Raw genomic sequence first — 17,945 nt, 5'->3', positions numbered from 1 at the left:
AAGCAGGGGAAGTCCGGGGGAAGCCGGGCAGGGTCAAGGGAAGGGATGCGGGGCCGGGTTGAGCTCCCCCGGTGCGAGGTCGCGTTCGCGCAGGCCCGCCTCGCGCAGCGCGGTCCGCGTCCGGGGCATGCGCAGGGCGCGCTGCCGCCGCCACCCGAAGTCGATGGGCAGCAGACCCGGTACGAGCACGCTCACCGTGTACAGGCCCAGCGCGCGCTGCTCGGGCAGCGTCTGGTCGACGACGACCACGTCGAAGCCCGCCGCCGTGACGGCCGCCACGCACGCCTCCACGTCGTCCCCGAGGTCGTCCGAGACGGGCAGGGGCCCGGCGAGCGCGTCCAACGGCTGTTTCTCCGCGCGCTGTCCGAGCAGGAAGGCCGCGTGCGGCGCCATCTCCGGCAGCCCGTAGACGAGTGGGTGGTCGTGCAGGGACAGCACCTTGTCGAAGTCGGCGGCCATCGCCCGCAGTCGCCGCTCGTCGCGCAGCGTGCGGGCCCGGATGTTCATGGCGTCCGTCGCGATCTCGCACAGCCCGCCGCGCAGCGCGGCCTCCGGGTCCAGGCTCGCGCCCGCGCCGAAGCACAGCGCGCCCAGGCCGCCGTCACGGCGCACGGCCACCGCCGTCACCACCGGGATCGGGAAGGTGATCCGGGTGTCGAAGAACCGGGCCTCGTAGCCGTACAGCGCCAGCCGGTCGACCATCTGCCGCGTGCGCGGGTGCGTACTGGTACGGGGGTCGATCTCCGGCAGGGCCGCGCGGCCGTACCAGGCGAGCAGGAACGCGTCGCGCTCGACGGCCTCCATCAGACCGAAGTAGACGGCCTCTTCGAGGGAACCGCCGGAGGCGCACCCGTTGGAGCTCTCCTGGACGAAACGGTTCGCCAGGGCCGGGGTGCCGTAGTGGGCGAGGGCCTCCGGGACGAGCAGCGGACGCTGGTCGCGCAGGGACCAGCCCCACACCCAGGGGATCGGCCGGTCCGGGGAGAACGGCGGGACGCCCGGGTTCTCCCGGTGGAACTCCTCGCCGTACAGCCCGCATCGGCGCGGATCCACGGCCTGCTCCCCGAGCTCGTCGAGCGGGGCGACGACCGTCGTGCGCTTGCCGTGCGGCCGCAGTCCGGCCGTGCGCTCCAGCCCTTCCAGGATGCCGATGCGCTCGCTGTCCGCGTACGAGTCCGCGTGCCCGCCCCAGAAGGTCTCCCGCAAGTACGCACCCGACCGCAACGTGAACGCGCCCACCGTGGCCGCCGTCGACGGCGACGTCACATCGTGCACCACCTCCGGCCCGAGCGCCCCGCACACGGGGTTCGCGAACGCGTCGGCGGGCAGCGGGTACGCGGTGATGTCCCGCACCCGGAACGATCCGGGCGCCTTCTTGGGCGCCGGCCCCAGCGTGATCGCCGCCACCTCCGGCCCGTCGGGCACCGGGTCGCCGCAGCGCGGACATCCGGGGTCCGCGACGAGCCGGTGCCGGCTGACTCGCAGCGTCTCCAGATCGAGCAGGTAGACGGCGGGAAACGGCCGCTCCGAGCCGGGAGTTGCCCGCTCCCGGTGCGCGGCGACGAGCGCGGCGACGGCATCGGCCGCGAACGCCGTCGCGTACGGCGCCCGCCCGGCCGCCCGCGTCCCGGACCCCAGCTCCAACGCGTCCCGCAGCGCGGGCCGCCGCACGGACTGCCAGCGCCGGGCGAGACAGGTGGGGCAGGGGCGTTGTGGGGTGGGGCCGTTGACGGGGTCGGGGAGGGGGCCGACGAGGGCGTGGTGGCCGTAGAGGTGGACGGGGACGGGGGTACGCCGGGCCGGGCTGTGGGAGGCGGGTGTGAACGGTGTGCTGGCCGGCCCGGTGCGCTGACCGGGAACGAGAGCCCGGAGGGGGCGGGGTGTGTGGGGTGTCGGTGTGTGGGGTTCCGGGGCGGAGGTCGCTGCGGGCCGGCTGTCGGGGTCCGGCTTCACCGGGGTGTCCGGGGTATGGGTGTTCTGCGGGCCCTGGCCCTGCCAGGTGCGTCGGCCGGGGAGGCGACCTTGGCCAGGTCGGGACGTGTGGGGTTCCAGGGCGGACGTCGTTGCGGGCCGGCTGTCGGGGCCCGGCTTCACCGGGGTGTCGGGGGTATGGGTGTCCTGCGGGCCTTGGCTCTGTCGCGTGGGGCGGGGCCCGTGGGGTATCGGCGTGTGGGCCGGAGCGGAGGTCGTCGCGGGCCGTTCGCCGGACTCCGGCTTCGCCTTCACCCGGGTATCCGGGCCCTGGCTCTGCCGCGTGCGCCGGTCGGGGACGCGGCCCTCGTGCGGCCGCGTTCCGGGATCAAGTGCCCCGGCAGTGGCCGGACATGAGCCGACCCCGTCCGCCAGCAGATCCCGCACCCCCAGCGCCACGACCCGCGCCTCCACCGATCGCTCCCGCAACAGCGCGGTGAGCTCCGCGCACACCTCGTGCCAGATATCAGTGCGCATGGGTACCCGCCTTCCGCGCCGCAGACGGCTCGCTGTGCGTCGGAGTGTTGCGGACGGCCGGGCTCGTGACCGGCGTCTGCGACGGCTGTCCCCGCAGGAGCGCTGTGGGTTCCGCGTGCGCTTCCGGCCGGAGTTCCGCGGGCATCGGGGCCGACTCGTCCCGCGCCGTCGCCTCCCGCACGTGAAGTTCCCCGGCTGCCCGTGCCGCCGGCTCGGTGCGCACCCCCCGCCAGAAATCAGTACGCATCCGCGCCCGCCTCCCGCGTCAGCAGGACCCGCACCGTGCTGATGCCGCCCGCCCGCAGGTCGGCCGAGCCCGTGCCCGCGGCCAGGGCGTCGCGGCCCGACTGGCGCAGCCGGTCCAGGAGTTCGGCATACGTCACGGACGCGGCCGCCTCGCCCGGCCGGGCCGCGCTCTCGACGGTCACGGCGACGGCCGCCGGATCCAGGTCGGGCAGCAGGGGGTCGCCCTGGTCCACCGGGCCCGGATCGCCGGCCGCCTTCGCGAGTTCGCGGCCGAGCTGGACCTGGCCGAGGAGGTCGCGCAGGGCGGACGCCCCCGCCCGCTGCCAGTCGCACTCGCCGGCCGCCGCCCACAGCGGCACGCCGTCCCGGTCCCCGTCCGGCTCTTGGGCCCGCGCGAGCAGGACGTGCGCGCCGGAACGCCCCGCCTCGCCGAGGTCGAGCAGTTCGTAGGCGACACCGAGATTGCGCGCGGAGGCGACCAGGAAGGCGAGTTCGGGGTCGTCCGAGCCGTCGAGCGCGACCCGCGTCGTCCCCGCCGTACCGCGCACGGCCCGCTCCAGCGCGTCGTGGCACAGCGCCGACAGCAGGCCGCGGCCCGCCGCCGAGGCGGCGGTACGGCCCGCGCCGGAGCCCGCGCTCGTCGGCGTGAACAGGCGGTCGCGGTTGTACGGCCCGAACGGCCGCACCGCCCCCGCCGGTACCAGCACCGGTTCCTTGTCGAGCAGCGAGACGGCCGGCACGTACGCCGCGACCCCGCCGGACGGCACCGGAAGACCACTGGCCGCGACCAGGGCGTCCGGGGCGACGGTACGGGTACGGGCGCGGGCCGCCCGCAACTCCTCGCCGGTGAGCACCCCGTACGCGGGCACGACCCGCTCCGCGTACACCCGGGCCGCCGCGTCGAGCGCCGCGAGCCGCGCCCCGGCGACCGTGTGGACGTCGAACGCGGCGATCTGCCGCACCCGGCCGTGCCCGACGGGCAGTTCCACGGAGCCCACCTTGAGGGGGGTCTGTGTCCACGGCTCGTCCGTGAACCGTCGCACGACTCCCGTGTACGGACGCACCAGCGGCTGACGGCTGTTGAGCTCCGCGAGCAGCGCGTCCGTGTCCGGCTGCGGAGTCCCGGCGGCGCGCGGCCTCGGCTCCGGCTCCGGCAGGGGGAGCGGTTCCTCGGCCTCGGGGTGCGCTCCGCCGCCGGCGCAGTACGGGCAGCGGGGGTGGGCGAGCAGCGGTTCCGCCGCCGTGTCGAAGGACTCGGTGTCCTGGACGATGACCTGTCCCCGGGTCTCCGCCGGCAGCGCGCCCGTGGTCAGCCGGAACACCTCGTAGCCGAGCAGGTTCCCGATCATCGCGGCGAGGCCGCGCCCCGGCCCGTCCTCCGTCGGCTCCGCGCCGGCGGGCAGCGCGATCCCGCTCCACAGGTCAGCGGCGGCGGCGCTGTCGTGCGCGCCCAGCCGCAGCACGGCGCACGCCCAACAGGCCGTACGCTCCGCAGCGTTCCCCTCCATGAGGGGACCGACGAGCGCTTGCGAGCCGAACATCGACGCGGGCAGCAGCGCCCTGCCCTCCGGCACGCCGCTCGACAGCAGGTGGAACAGCTGCCGGGCCCCCGCCCGGCCGCCCGTCACCACGACGACCTCGTACCCCTCCAGATCCGCCCAGCCCAGCAGCCCCGAGGGGCCGGGGGAGGGCAGCGGGGCGAGCGTGACCGGGCAGCCGTCGGCGATCAGGCTCGCGGCCTCGGCCCGTATATCCGTATCCGGGCAACAGCCCACCGACGCACTTCCGTTGCGCACCAGAGCGAGCACGCACCAGCGGGCGAGCGCGTCGTCGCCGACCACGGCGACCTTCGTGTGCCGGAAGCGGTGGAAGCGGCCCTCGGCGTCGTCCGCGTAGTGGTCGACGTACGCGAGCTGCTGGGCGAACCGCCGCGCCACCTCCGGGGGCAGTGCGGTCCGCTCGCCGGTGGGCTCCGGCACGTCACGGGCGAAGTCCCGCTCGTACAGCGTCCGCACGAGCCTGCCGACCATCGACCGCTGCTTGTCCCCGAGCCCCTCGCACAGCTCGGCGACCCGGTTCTCGCCGTTGAGATGCGGGACGATCAGGGTCGCGAAACGGTAGGCCGAGGCGGAATGGAGATGGAATCCGCCGTGCGCGTTGTGGAACAGCACACCGTCCGGGGTCTCGGTGAAGAGTACGTCCCGGCGGATCCGGGGCCTGGTCTCGGCGACGGCTGCGTAGGCTTCGGTCATGTCTTTTCACACACCCTGATTGCGCGGTACGTCGATACGTCGGGTACGGGGAACGGGGGGAAACGCGGGGGGATGCAGCGGAGAGGCTGCTGATCTCCAACCGCAAAGGTCAGCGGGAGCCGGACGGCAGGGCGGCGGGGGAATGGTGTTCCGGTACCGCCGGAGCGCGATCCGGGAACCGCGCCCCGGATGTCGCGCGCACGAAGTCCCGGAGTAATCCGGGCGCTTGATACACGCCCGCCGGACCCTCGTCGAGCAGCCCCGCCTCCGCCAGCCGTTCCAGAATCTCCTCGGCGGCCGCCGGCACCGTTCCCCACGACCGCGCGGCCACGGCCGGGGAAATGCGTACGTGCGAGGAGAGCGCGAAACGGGAAAAGGCTTCCGCCAAAACCGGATCGATCCGGTCCAGCGCCTCCTGGAACACGCGCGGCACCGACATCCGGGGATCGTCCGGCAGCGCGAGGCGGGTGACCGGGGCCGCGCCGAGCCACGCCACGTAACCGGCCATGCTCAGCCGCGGCCGGGTCAGCAGCCGCGCGACGGCGATCCGCAGCGCGAGCGGGAAGTGCCCGCAGGCTTCCGCCAGTTCGCGCAGCGCCCCCGGCTCCGGCCCGGTACGGGCCTCGCCGAGCACGGCCGTCAGCAGCCTGCACGAGGCGTCGGCGCCGAGCGGTTCCAGGCGCAGCGCCCAGCCGCCGTGCGCCGCGACCAGCCCGGAGAGGGCCGGACGCGCGGTGACGAGCACGGCCGCACCGGCGTTCGCGGCCAGCAGCGGCCGTACCTGCGGTGCGCCGTACGCGTCGTCCAGCACCAGCAGCGACCCCGGTCCGGGCCCCGACGGCCCGGCCTGCGCGCGGAGTTCGGCCACGGCCTCGGCGACGGGCCTGGGGCGGCCGTCCGCGTCCGTCAGCCGCACCACGAACACCCCGTGGGGGAAGGAGCCCGCGACGGCTCGCGCGGTGTGCAGGGCGAGCGCGCTCTTGCCGACGCCGGGCGCCCCGGAGACGACGACGAGCGCGGGGGTGTCGCCGGTGAGCCGGGCGGTGAGTTCGGCGGTCTCGTGGTCGCGGCCGGTGAAGCAGTTGACGGGCGCGAGGGGGAGAGCGGAACGCGGGGGAGGGGTGGGCACGATTCCGGGACCGTGGGCCGTGCCGGCCGGGCCTGTGTCGGCGTGGCCGGCGGGCATGGCTGCCGCACCGGGGGTCGCACCCGGGGGAAGCGTGGTCCCTGCGGGAGCCTCTGCCCCGGCCGTGTCGGTCGGACTCGTGTTGGCGCCGCCGGCGAGCACGGTTGCCGTACCGTGCGTTGTACCCGGGGGGAGCGCGGTCCCCACCGGAGCCCCCGCGCTGGCGGCCGTGTCGGTCGGACTCGTGTTGGCGCCGTCGGCGAGCACGGTTGCCGCACCAGGCGTCGTACCCGAGGGAAGCACGGTCCCTGCGGAAGTCCCCGCGCCGGTCGTGTCGGCCGGGCCCGTGTCGGCGCTGCCGACGAGTACTGCTGTCTCGCCGGGCGTTGTGCCCGGGGGAAGCGCGGTCCCCGCGGAAGCCCCCGCGCCGACCAGGTCGGCCGGACCGGCCCCGCCGACAAGCACGGCCGCCGCACCAGGCGTCGTACCGCGCGTCGTACCCGGGGGAAGCGCACTCCCCACCGGAACCCCCGCGTCTGCCGGAGCCGCCGGTCCGGTGGCAGGTGCCGGTGCGATCCCCGATGCGGCGCCCGTGGACGGCACGCGCCCCGCCGGAACCGGCCCTTCCAGTTCCTCCCCGCGCAGGATCGCCAGCTCCAGCCGCCGCAGCCCCGGCCCGGGGTCGACGCCCAGTTCCTCGCGCAGATACGTCCGTACCGCCCGGTACTCGGCCAGGGCCTCCGACTGACGGCCCGTCCGGTACAGGGCCTCGATCAGCTGCTCCCGGAAGCGTTCGTGGCCGGGGTGGGCCCGTACCGCCGTCCACAGTTCCACGAGGGCCTGCCCGCACCGCCCCAGCGCGAGCTCGATGTCGCAGGCGCGCTCCACGACGCGCAGCCGCTCCTCCACCAGGCGCGGCAGTTCGTCACGGCGCAGCAGGTCCGAGGGGACATTGCTCAGCAACGGGCCCTGCCACAGGGCCAGTGCCTCCTTCAGGACGCACAACTCGTCCTCGGCGCCCGTCTCCCGGGTCGCACGGGAGCGCAGTTCCCGGAAGTCGGCGAGGTCCAGGGCGCCGGGCGCGAGAGAGATCCGGTAGCCGCCGGGCACCGACTCGATGAGCGCGCTGTCCACGCCGTACTTCGCGAACGTCTTCCGCAGCCGCAGGACGCACGCGTGCAGTGCCGCCTTCGCGGACGAGGGCTGTTCGTCCCCCCAGATCGCCCGCCGCAGGAATTCCGTCGGCACCACGGAGTCGGGGCGCAGAAGTAATACGGCCAGCAGGACGGTCGGTTTGGCGGGCGGTAGGACGACGACTTCGGGGCCGTCGGACAGCCGCAAGGGCCCGAGAATGTGAAAGCGCATTGTCCAACACCCCCAAGGATTCCTTATCCGCCCGTACGGCACGCATGCCGTACGGGTATGGCGAAGCACGCCGGACAGCGGCAGTCAGCGTCGACTTCATCGGAGAGTGTGCATCAGAAGACCCATCACTGGCAGTGTCGTGAGTTCCAGTGTCGGTGCGCGGATTCCGGCATCGGTACGGACCAAGTCGCGGGGACGGGATGCCGCAGCCGAATACGCGGGTTCTCAACTCGGCCGCGAGAATGCCCAGTTGCTCCGGGCTGGTCAGCACGGCCGTGATCCGGTAGAAACTGGCATGGCAGTGACGGAAAAGCGGCGGGACACAGATCTCATGGGGAAACAGGACCAAAGTCCCGAGTTCGTGACGGACATACCGGAGCGTCCGTCACGGGACGGTGAATCCGTCAGCCGGCTGCTGCGCGCGTGGCGCGAGCGCGTCGACCGGCGCCGCATACCGGAGTTGCGCATGCGGGGGCACCGTGTCTCGGCACGGCTCTCCCAGGCGGACGTCGCCCGCCTCACGGGCGTCAGCGAAGGCTGGTACCGCGCCCTGGAGACGGGCGCGGACCGCGAGTTCTCCGACGCGTTCCTGCTGCGCGTGGCGGCGGCGCTGCGGCTCAGCGAGACGGAGACCCTGACGCTCTTCCTCGGTGTCTCCGGCCGCCGGCCCCCGGTCGACCGCTCGGACCGGTTCGAGCGCGACCGGGCCGTGGTCGTCGATCCGGGCACCGCCGCCCTGCTGGAGCATCAGGCCCCGCACCCGGCCTATCTCTCGGACGCCGCCTGGAACATCGTCGTCCCCAACACCCCCATGACCGAGTGGTTCCCCTTCACCCTCGGCCCCCGGCCCAACCTCATGCGCTGGGCCCTGACCGCCCCCGAGGCCCGCGAGCAGATCGCGGACTGGACGGACGCCTGCGCCCGTATCTTCCTGCCGATGCTCCGCGTCGCGAGCCACCGCGCGCCCCGCAACACCGAGATCCGCGCCATCGTGCAGGACGTGCTCACCGCCGAGGACGGCATCTGCCGCCGCATCTGGGCCGACCAGCACGACGTCGTCGACCACCCGGGCGGCCACCGGCTGCGCCTGCGGCTGCCGTGCCACGGGGGCGCGGAGATGCTCGTGACCAGCCATGTGCTGGTGCCGGCACACCACCCGGACCTGCGGTTCGTGGTGGTGACGACGGTGGAATGAGGGGGCGGCCGCTTCCCGGGCCGCCCCCGGACCCGCGTTACAGGACCGCCGTGGCCTCCTCATGGGCGTAGCTGAAGCCGTCGTTGTCGAAGTAGAAGACGGTGACCTTCACCTTCTCGCCCTTGGCGAAGTCCGAGCCGACGGCCGTGCGCAGCGGCAGCACCACGGTGTGGTCGTTGTAGTCGCAGGAGAGCTTTTCGGCCTTGATCGTGCCCGCGGCCACGGCCTGTCCGTGGACGTCCGGGCGCACCGTGGTCGCGTTGGCGACGAGCTGGTGGTTCACGCCGGTGTCGCAGGAGTACGTCACCTTCACCTGCAGCGCGGAGTTCTGCAGCGAAACCTTCTCTATGTGCAGCAGATTGGCCTTCGCGGCCGCCGACGGCGCGGTGGCCAGGGCCCCGGCGCCGATCAGGCACGTGACGGCGGCGGCCCCGGCGAGACGGCGCCGGATACGGGACGGCTTCATCGTGTGTCTTCCCCCTCGGTATCGATCAATTGATCACTTGAGCAGGGAGAGTACGCGATGCCCGGCCGGGGCCGGACGCAGGGTGGCCCCCACCCCGGCCGGGCCATGGGGACGGGTGTGGGGGCCCTCGGACGAACGGGGCACCGACCCGGAACGCTCCAGCCGACGGGAGGGTTCCGGGACGCCGTTCGCCCGGCTCGACGCCGCCTCGCGCTCCGCTTCCGTCGGCTGCGGCCTTGGCTCCGGGGCCGCTCGGGAGGCGCTGGGGCGTCGTCACCGACGACCTTAGCGGCTAACGGGAAAGCATACGAACCGGGCGTCAACCACCCTCCGGATCCTCCCTCTTGAGGCTGAGTACCTGACACATTCCGGCCACAGAAGGCCACTTCCGTCACTTCGCCCTCTGGCGAATGAACCCGGCACGGGGTCAAGGTGGTTGAGACCGCAACACACGGTCCGACCAACCGTTCACGAGGAGGCGCCATGAGCACCACCGATCCGTCTGCCGGGGAAGGCCGCGAGGGAAGCCGTGAGGGAAGCCGTGAGGAAGCGCGCGAGGAATCGCCCTTCGTCCAGATCAGCGAGCACGCGATGAGCTTCCTGCACTCCGCCGCCCTGCGCACCGCCGCGCAGCTGCGCGTGGCCGACCAACTCGCCGACGGACCCCGCACCGTCGAGGAGATAGCCACCGCGACCGGCGTCAGCGCCCCCCATCTGCTGCGCGTCCTGCGGCTGTTGGCGACCCGGGACGTCTTCCGCGAGGACCGGAACGGCTCCTTCCACCTCACGCCCAAGGCCGAACTGCTGCGCTCCGACGTGCCCTCGTCCATGCGCGAGGGCGTCCTGATGGTCACCGGCGAGCTGTTCTGGAAGCCGGCCGAGCGGCTGGACGAGACCGTACGCGACGGGCGTACCGTCTTCGACGACGTCTTCGGCGGCGCGTTCTTCGACTACTTCCGGCAGAAGCCGGAGGCCGGGGCCGCCTTCGACGTCGGCATGGCCAGCCTCTCCGAGGGCGAGAACGCGACCATCGCGGACGCCTACCCGTTCCCCGCGACCGGCACGGTCGTCGACGTCGGCGGCGGCCGCGGCGGGCTGCTGCGCCAGGTGCTGCTGCACAACCCGGGACTCACGGGCGTGCTGTACGACCAGGAGTCGGTGATCCGCGACCACCACCTGGACGGGCCGGAACTCGAAGGACGTTGGGAGACCCGGTCCGGGGACTTCTTCGCGTCCGTGCCCGAAGGCGCCGACGTCTACATGTTCAAGCGCATCTTCCACGACTGGACCGACGAGGAGTGCCGCCGCATCCTGCGCGCGTGCCGCACCGCGATGAAACCCGGCAGCAAGCTGCTCGTCCTCGACGCGGTCATCGAGGAGGGCAACGCGCCGCAGGCCGGCAAGACCCTCGACGTGCTGATGCTCACCTCGCTCAACGGCAGGGAACGCGGCGAGGCCGAGTTCCGGCGGCTGCTCACGCAGCCGGGGCTGCGCGTGACGAAGGTGATCCGGACCTCGTCGCCGGTGGGCATCGTCGAGGTCACGGCGGAGTAGCCGAAGCGGTGGCCGTGGACGCCCCGCACCGGCCGGGGGCGAGGGGCGCCCACGGCGCCTTTACCGGCTCTTGATAGAAATGTCGGTCGGAATACGACCGACCGACGACCACGCGCCGGGTGCCGGAAGGCGTTCGCGGCCGAGTGGGCCGACCACATGAGGAGCACCCCGCGGTGAACGACGCCGTGCCGCACGACGACAGCCGGCCGCAGGCCCCCGATGACCTTACGGGCCCCGAGGCCCACCCGGCCGACCGGGCCACGCGGCCGTCGGGCACCGTGCCCGCGTCCGTCGGCGCCACCGTGCCCGTTCCCGGCCCGCAGCCGGAGTCCGGCCCCCACCCGGGCCCCTGGCCGCAGCCCGGATCCTGGCAACAACCCGGCCGGCCGCCGCACCAGTCACCCGCGTACCCCGGCTACGGGCCGGAGCCCAGGAAGAAGCTGCCCCGGCGCACGCTCGTCGGCATCGTCGGCACCGCCGTCCTCGTCTTCGGCACCGCCGTGGGCACGGGAACCTGGCTGCTGTGGCCGGTGATCGGTGACGGGGCGGGCCGCCGGGCCGACAAGGGCACCTGGAGCGTGCCCCACACGCCGGCCGGCGACGGGCCCTCGAAGATGATCCGCGGTCTGTGGGTCACGGACAAGGCCGTGGTCAAGGCCCTGCCGGACGGCGTTCACGCCTACGACCCGGGCAACGGCAAGGAGTTGTGGACCACGCCCCACCCCGCCGGAGCCACGCTGTGCCAGGCGTCCACCGACTCCACCGGGGACATCGCGGTCCTGGCCGTGCGGCGCGACGGCGACAAGTGCTCGACCTTCACCGCCGTCGACCTGAACTCCGGCAAGACGCTGTGGGAGCACGCCCTCGACACCCAGAAACACTTCTCCGACGCCGGAGACGCCATCGCCCGCACCGGTGACACCGTCGTGCTCTCGGCCATCGGCCACACCACCGAGGCCCTGCGCGTCAGCGACGGCACCCGGCTGTGGAAGGAGACCGACAAGCTCCTCGCGAGCAAGGGCTGCGACAAGGAATACGTCAGCAAGGGCTACACCGGCGGCCACCGGCTCGTACGTCTCCAGTCCTGCTGGACCGCCGACTTCAAGACCGTCAACGAACTCGTCGGAGTCGACCCGGCCACCGGGCGGGCCCAGTGGTCCCACAAACTCGGCAAGGAGGGCGGCTGGGCCAAGGTGATGGCCACCTCACCCGTCGTCGTCAACGATCCCGCGACCGGCGACGACAGGCGGATGCGGCTGACGGTCCTGGACGACAACGGCACGGTCCGTACCCGGCTCGCCGAAGGAGCCGAGACCGACCGGGGCCTGCTGACCGCCGACGGCAGCCCCTCGGCCAACGTCCAGATCAAGGGCGACAAGATCTTCGTGGTGGCGGCCGGCCAGAAGACCGACGAGGACGACCACAACAAGATGGTCGCCTGGTCACTGACCACCGGACAGCGGCTGTGGGAACGGAAGTCCACGGGCTATCTGCAGAGCTACCGGGCCGTCACGAGTGACACCGACGACGTCCTGGCCTACGTGGCCGGGAACGTCCACGACCCCTCCCGGCTCGTGCGCTTCGACCCCGACAGCGGCGACACCACGCTCGTCCGCCGCTACCGGTCGGCAGCCCGCGCGCACGCCTGGATCGGCTCCGACCCCTACGTCCTGCTCCACCACGGCAGGCTCTACCTCTCGGCGGGCTTCGTCGGCGAACGGCGGGACGGCGACTCGGCGGACAGGCAGAAGTCCCTCATCGCCCTCCCCGCCACCTGACCCGCCCCCGCCGTCACGCCGGCTCCCCGTACCCCCCGCCCCCCGGCGTCTCCACCACCAGCACATCCCCCGCCCCCACGTCCACCGAGTCGCACCCCGCCAGCTCCACCACCGTGCCGTCCGCGCGCTCCACACGCCCCGCGCCCAGCGCCCCCGGCGCGCCCCCCGCCATGCCGTACGGCGGCACCCGGCGGTGGCCCGCGAGGGTGCTGACGGTCATCGGCTCGCGGAAGCGGATGCGGCGCACCGCGCCGTCGCCGCCCCGGTGGCGGCCCGCGCCGCCGCTGCCGGGGCGGACGGCGAACTCCTCGACCAGGACGGGCAGTCGCCACTCCAGCACCTCGGGGTCGGTGAGGCGCGAGTTGGTCATATGGGTCTGCACCACGGAGGCGCCGTCGAAGCCGGGGCCCGCGCCCGAGCCGGAGGCGACGGTCTCGTAGTACTGGTGGCGCGCGTTGCCGAAGGTGACGTTGTTCATCGTGCCCGAGCCCTCCGCCTGGACGCCCATCGCCGCGTACAGCGCGCCCGTGATCGCCTGCGAGGTCTCGACGTTGCCGGCGACGACGGCCGCCGGATGGCGCGGCGCCAGCATGGAGCCCTCCGGCACGACGATGTCCAGCGGGCGCAGACAGCCGTCGTTGAGGGGGATGTCGTCGGCGACGAGCGTGCGGAAGACGTACAGGACGGCCGCCGTCACCACGGAGGACGGCGCGTTGAGGTTCGTCGGCAGCTGCGGGGACGTCCCCGTGAAGTCCACGGTCGCGGACCGCTGTTCACGGTCGACGGTCACCTTGACGCGGATGACGGCGCCGGAGTCCGTCGGGTAGTCGTAGGCGCCGTCCTCCAGCGCGTCGACCACGCGCCGCACGGCCTCCTCCGCGTTGTCCTGCACGTGCCGCATGTACGCCTGCACCACGTCCAGCCCGAAGTGGCCGAACATCCGGCCGACTTCCTCGACGCCCTTGCGGTTCGCGGCGACCTGGGCGCGCAGATCGGCCAGGTTCGTCTCCGGGTTGCGGGACGGATACGGCGCCCCGGTCAGCAGCTCCCGCGTCGCGTCCTCGCGGAAGCGGCCGTTCTCGACCAGGAGCCAGTTGTCGAAGAGCACGCCCTCCTCGTCGATGTGCCGGCTGTTCGCCGGCATCGAACCGGGCGTGAGCCCGCCGATCTCCGCGTGATGGCCTCGTGAGGCGACGAAGAAGAGGATGTTCTCGCCGTCGGCGTCGTGCACCGGGGTGACGACCGTGATGTCCGGCAGATGCGTCCCGCCGTGGTAGGGGTCGTTGACCGCGTACGTGTCGCCCGGCCGCATCCGGCCCGCCCGGCGGCGGATCACCTCCTTGACGGTCGTGCCCATCGAGCCCAGGTGCACCGGAATGTGCGGGGCGTTGGCGACGAGGTTCCCGTCCGGGTCGAACAGGGCGCACGAGAAGTCCAGCCGCTCCTTGATGTTGACGGACTGCGCGGTCGACTCCAGCCGCGCGCCCATCTGCTGGGCGATCGACATGAAGAGGCTGTTGAAGATCTCCAGCAGCACCGGGTCGGCCCGGGTGCCCACGTCCTCCTCCGTACGGTCCGCGACCCGCTCCATCAGCAGCTGCCCCTCCGCCCTCATGGCGGCCCGCCAGCCGGGGTCGACGACCGTCGTGGCGTTCGCCTCGGTGATGATCGCGGGGCCGGGCACGGTGTCCCCGGGCCGCAGCCAATCGCGGCGGTGCAGCGGCACTTCGCGCCAGTTCCCGCCCGTGAACAGCGCGGCGGCACCCGGCACTTCGGGAGGATCGTCCCGCGCCGCCCCGCCGAGGCCGAGCGGCCCGAGGTCCTCGGCGCGGCCCGTCGCCTCGACCGACAGCGCCTCGATGACGATCGGCCGGTCCAGGAGGAAGGAGTACACGCCGCGATGGCTCTCCTCGAACGCCCCGCGCATCACGGCGGGTTCCGCCAGCTCCACCGTCAGGGCCGTGTCGGTGCCGTCGTAGCGCAGCCGGGCCCGGCACGCCACCTCGATCCGCCCGCCGGGGACTCCCTCGTCCAGCAGCTCCGTCCGGACCTCCTCCGCGAGCTCGCCCGCGACCGCCCGCACACGCGGGAAGTCCCCTCCTTCCAGCGGCTCTTCGACGGACCGCTCGCGCATCGCGGTCGTGTCGGCCAGCCCGATGCCGAGCGCGGACAGCACCCCGGCCATGGGCGGGACGAGCACCGTCCGCATCCCCAGCGCGTCCGCGACCGCGCACGCGTGCTGCCCGCCCGCGCCCCCGAACGTCGTCAGCACGTACCGGGTGACGTCGTGGCCCTGCTGCACCGAAATCCGCTTGACCGCAGCCGCGATGTTCGCGACCGCGATCCGCAGACAGCCCTCGGCGACCTCCTCCGGGGAGCGCCGGTCACCGGTCGCCCGGTGCACCTCCTCGGCCAGCTCGGTGAACTTCCGCCGGACGACCTCCCGGTCGAGCGGCTGATCGCCGTCCGGGCCGAAGACGTGCGGGAAGTACGCGGGCTGGACGCGCCCCAGCATCACGTTCGCGTCCGTGACCGTCAGCGGGCCGCCGCCCCGGTAACAGGCCGGACCCGGACAGGCACCCGCCGAGTCCGGGCCGACCCGGTAGCGGCTGCCGTCGAAGTGCAGCACCGAACCGCCACCGGCGGCCACCGTACGGATGTCCAGCATCGGCGCCTGCAACCGCACCCCCGCGATCCGCGTACTGGACACCCGCTCGTACGAGCCCGCGAAGTGCGAGACGTCCGTGGACGTTCCGCCCATGTCGAAACCGATGACCCTCTCGAAACCGGCGAGCCCCGACATCCGGGCCATGCCGACGATGCCGCCCGCCGGACCGGACAGAATCGCGTCCTTCCCCCGGAAGTGCCCCGCCTCGGCCAGCCCCCCGTTCGACTGCATGAACATCAGCGGCACGCCCCGCATCCGCTCGGCGACGTGCCGCACGTAACGGCGCAGCCCCGGCGAGAGATACGCGTCGACGGCCGCTGTGTCCCCGCGCGGTACCAGCTTCATCAGCGGACTGACCTCGCTGGAGACCGACACCTGCGGAAAACCGACGCGTTCGGCCAGCGCGCCGATCTCCCGCTCGTGCCCGGGGTGCAGATGGCTGTGCAGACACACCACGGCCACGGCCCGGACACCGTCGTCGTACGCGCGCCGCAACTCGCCCTCCAGCGCGGCAAGATCGGGCGGACGCAGCACCGTACCGTCGGCGGTGATCCGCTCGTCGACCTCCACGACCCGCTCGTACAGCGCCTGCGGCAGCACGATCTCACGGGCGAAGATCTCCGGACGGTCCTGGTAGCCGATGCGCAGGGCGTCGCGGAAACCACGCGTGATGACGAGCAGGGTGCGCTCGCCGGTGCGCTCCAGCAGGGCGTTGGTGGCGACGGTCGTCCCCATGCGGACGGCGGCGATCCGCCGCTCTGGAATGTCATCGTCCGTGGCGAGCAGCGCCTCGATGCCGGCGACGGCCGCGTCCTCGTAGCGTGCCGGGTCCTGCGACAGCAGCTTGTGCGTCAGCAGCCGGCCGTCCGGACGCCGGGCCACGACGTCGGTGAACGTACCGCCCCGGTCGACCCAGAACTGCCAGCCGGGGGCGCCCGCGACGGGGCCCGGCCGTTCCGCCTTCCGCATCGGCCGCCCGCCGGTCTACAGCGGCCAGGCGTGCTTGGCCGAGGTTCTCGGCTCGGGGGCCGCGCCCGCCGCCTCCACGTCCTTCTCGGCCGTGTGCAGCAGCTGGTCCCCCAGGTCGCGCAGGGCGCGGCCCGCCGCGAACTCGTCGCCGATCGCCGTGATTTCCCGGTCACCGGGAGCACGCCGGGCGCTGCCGTGGCCGGTGAAGGAGGCCGTCCCGGTATCGAGGACCGCCTGGGCCCGGGTCGTTCCATCGCCTGCGCCCTCGCCCTCGACGAGCTTGAGGCGGATCTTCCACTCCACTGTGTGCGGCATCGTCGCTCCTAGAAGCCGGAGGTCCGTGGGGCCGGTGGTACGGCGCGGTGGGCGGAGCGCACCTCTTCGCGTCCGCGCCGGCACCCTTCCATGATGCGCCCGACGCGGGTGCGCACGCGCGGGCGGGGCGGCGCGGGGGAGGGGAGGCGGCCGCCGCGGCCGTGTGCGGTACGGTCCGGACGCGCCTGATCACGCGCCTGATCACGCGCCTGATCACGCGCCGCCGGGCCCGCTCAGGCGCCCGTACCCCCCGGAGCCCGCAGCGCCAGCACCGCCATGTCGTCGTGGCCGTCACTGGGCCGGGCCCGGGCCACCGCCCGGCCCAGTTCCTCCAGCGGCCGGGGCGCATGCGCAGCCGCGACCTCCGCGACCGTGTGCAGCGCCTCCGTCAGGTCACCCTGCGGATGCTCCACGAGACCGTCCGTGAACATCAGCACCGTCGCCCCCGCGGGCAGCGCGCACCGGTGGTCGCGGCGGGCCACCGCCGGATCCACCCCCAGCGGCAGATCCGACTCGGCGCCGGTGCACGCGGCGTCCAGGTAACCGGCCCGCCCGTCGGCCGTCACCACCAGCGGCGGCGGATGCCCCGCGCTGCTCCACAGCAGCGACCAGCCGTCCCCGTCCGGCTCGATCCGGGCCAGCGACACCGTCGCCATCGTCGGCTCGGCCACGGCCTCCAGGGTGCGGTCGAGGCGGCTGAGCAGCTCGCTCGGCAGGGAGGAGGAGTCGTAGGCGAGGGCACGCAGCATATTGCGCACCTGCGCCATGGCCGCGGCCGCCCGCACGTCGTGCCCGATCACATCGCCCACGAGCATCACGCGCGCCCCGTCCGGCAGCACCATCGCGTCGTACCAGTCACCGCCGAGCAGCGCCGGATCCGCCGCCGGCTGGTAGACCGCCCACGACGCGAACGGCGCGAGATCCGGCAGCCGGGGCAGCAGCAGCCGCTGGAACTGCTCGGCGCCCGCCCGGACCTGGCCGTAGAGCCGGGCGTTGTCGATGGCCACGCCCGCCGCACCGGCCAGCGCGACCACCACCGCCTCGTCGTCCGCGTCGAAGGACTTCCCGTCCTGACGGTCCGTCAGATACAGATTGCCGTACACCCGGCCGCGCACCGTGATCGCCACCCCCAGCAGCGAGCGCATCGCCGGATGCCCCGGCGGGAGACCGGCGGCCCGCGGATGCGTGTCGATCGCGTCGACCCGCAGCGGCCGGGGATCGCTGATCAGCAGACCCAGCAGCCCCTTGCCACGCGGCAGTTCCACCGCCGCGAGCTCCCCCAGCTCCTCCTGACTCAGCCCGACCGGGATGAACTCCGCGAGCTCGATCCCTTCTTCGTCCAGCACCCCCAGCGCCCCGTACCGCGCCCCCACCAGTTCCATGGCGGTCGTCACGATACGGCGCAGCACCACCGGCAGATCCAGCTCCCCGCTGATGGAGAGTATCGAGCCGAGCAGCCCCCGCATCCGTTCCTGGGTACGGGCGCACTCGGCCAGCTCCTCCCCCAACCCGTGCTGGCCTTCAGTTCCCCTTGTAGCCACAGCTCAGAAGAGTAACCGCGCG

10 protein-coding genes are annotated in these 17,945 nt (G+C 73.3%); 3 read left to right on the top strand and 7 right to left on the bottom strand.

Annotated elements, in window-relative coordinates:
• Positions 1–33: 33 nt before the first annotated feature.
• The 3 genes from ACFP1Z_RS10175 to ACFP1Z_RS33715 all read right to left on the bottom strand — a co-directional run bounded on the left by ACFP1Z_RS10175 (position 34) and on the right by ACFP1Z_RS33715 (position 7,413).
• A complete protein-coding gene (locus ACFP1Z_RS10175; RefSeq protein ID WP_390315673.1) occupies positions 34–2,448 on the bottom strand; it encodes a TOMM precursor leader peptide-binding protein in 2,415 nt (804 codons plus the stop codon).
• A 236-nt stretch (positions 2,449–2,684) separates the two neighbouring features.
• Positions 2,685–4,946 carry a TOMM precursor leader peptide-binding protein gene (locus ACFP1Z_RS10170; RefSeq protein WP_390315672.1) on the bottom strand — a complete coding sequence of 754 codons (2,262 nt, stop codon included), beginning with the start codon at positions 4,944–4,946 and terminating at the stop codon, positions 2,685–2,687.
• Positions 4,947–5,055: 109 nt separating this feature from the next.
• Complete coding sequence (locus ACFP1Z_RS33715; protein WP_417801279.1) at positions 5,056–7,413, bottom strand: BTAD domain-containing putative transcriptional regulator; 2,358 nt, start codon at positions 7,411–7,413, stop codon at positions 5,056–5,058.
• A 385-nt stretch (positions 7,414–7,798) separates the two neighbouring features.
• Between ACFP1Z_RS33715 and ACFP1Z_RS10160 the strand changes: the two genes are divergently transcribed.
• On the top strand, positions 7,799–8,632 hold the full coding sequence (locus ACFP1Z_RS10160) for a helix-turn-helix transcriptional regulator (protein WP_390315671.1): 834 nt from the start codon (positions 7,799–7,801) through the stop codon (positions 8,630–8,632).
• Between the two features lie 37 nt (positions 8,633–8,669).
• Here ACFP1Z_RS10160 and ACFP1Z_RS10155 read toward each other — a convergent pair whose 3' ends face one another.
• Positions 8,670–9,098, bottom strand: a complete 429-nt coding sequence (locus tag ACFP1Z_RS10155; RefSeq protein WP_390315670.1) for a hypothetical protein — start codon at positions 9,096–9,098, stop codon at positions 8,670–8,672.
• Between the two features lie 483 nt (positions 9,099–9,581).
• Between ACFP1Z_RS10155 and ACFP1Z_RS10150 the strand changes: the two genes are divergently transcribed.
• Positions 9,582–10,652 (top strand): methyltransferase, encoded by a 1,071-nt coding sequence (locus ACFP1Z_RS10150; RefSeq protein ID WP_390315669.1) that lies wholly within the window; start codon positions 9,582–9,584, stop codon positions 10,650–10,652.
• A gap of 173 nt (positions 10,653–10,825) precedes the next feature.
• Positions 10,826–12,430 (top strand): outer membrane protein assembly factor BamB family protein, encoded by a 1,605-nt coding sequence (locus tag ACFP1Z_RS10145; protein ID WP_390315668.1) that lies wholly within the window; start codon positions 10,826–10,828, stop codon positions 12,428–12,430.
• A gap of 13 nt (positions 12,431–12,443) precedes the next feature.
• Here ACFP1Z_RS10145 and ACFP1Z_RS10140 read toward each other — a convergent pair whose 3' ends face one another.
• The 3 genes from ACFP1Z_RS10140 to ACFP1Z_RS10130 form a co-directional block, all read right to left on the bottom strand.
• Positions 12,444–16,067 carry a hydantoinase B/oxoprolinase family protein gene (locus ACFP1Z_RS10140; protein WP_390315667.1) on the bottom strand — a complete coding sequence of 1,208 codons (3,624 nt, stop codon included), beginning with the start codon at positions 16,065–16,067 and terminating at the stop codon, positions 12,444–12,446.
• 15 nt (positions 16,068–16,082) lie between these two features.
• A complete protein-coding gene (locus ACFP1Z_RS10135; RefSeq protein ID WP_390315666.1) occupies positions 16,083–16,382 on the bottom strand; it encodes a dsRBD fold-containing protein in 300 nt (99 codons plus the stop codon).
• Between the two features lie 233 nt (positions 16,383–16,615).
• The gene (locus tag ACFP1Z_RS10130) at positions 16,616–17,923 is read right to left on the bottom strand and encodes a PP2C family protein-serine/threonine phosphatase (protein WP_390315665.1); all 1,308 of its coding nucleotides are present in this window, start codon (positions 17,921–17,923) and stop codon (positions 16,616–16,618) included.
• Between the last annotated feature and the right edge of the window lie 22 nt (positions 17,924–17,945).

The organism is Streptomyces gamaensis, assembly GCF_042656465.1.
In the GTDB taxonomy this organism is placed as follows: Bacteria; Actinomycetota; Actinomycetes; order Streptomycetales; family Streptomycetaceae; genus Streptomyces; species Streptomyces gamaensis.
The sequence above is the reverse complement of the archived record's forward strand: the minus strand, read 5'-3'. Positions and strand labels throughout refer to the sequence as shown.

Bases quoted from the DNA above. Each gene is read 5' to 3' on its own strand.
- ACFP1Z_RS10175 (WP_390315673.1), bottom strand. From the start codon at position 2,448: ATGCGCACTGATATCTGGCACGAGGTGTGCGCGGAGCTCACCGCGCTG.
- ACFP1Z_RS10170 (WP_390315672.1), bottom strand. From the start codon at position 4,946: ATGACCGAAGCCTACGCAGCCGTCGCCGAGACCAGGCCCCGGATCCGC.
- ACFP1Z_RS10155 (WP_390315670.1), bottom strand. From the start codon at position 9,098: ATGAAGCCGTCCCGTATCCGGCGCCGTCTCGCCGGGGCCGCCGCCGTC.
- ACFP1Z_RS10150 (WP_390315669.1), top strand. From the start codon at position 9,582: ATGAGCACCACCGATCCGTCTGCCGGGGAAGGCCGCGAGGGAAGCCGT.
- ACFP1Z_RS10140 (WP_390315667.1), bottom strand. From the start codon at position 16,067: ATGCGGAAGGCGGAACGGCCGGGCCCCGTCGCGGGCGCCCCCGGCTGG.
- ACFP1Z_RS10135 (WP_390315666.1), bottom strand. From the start codon at position 16,382: ATGCCGCACACAGTGGAGTGGAAGATCCGCCTCAAGCTCGTCGAGGGC.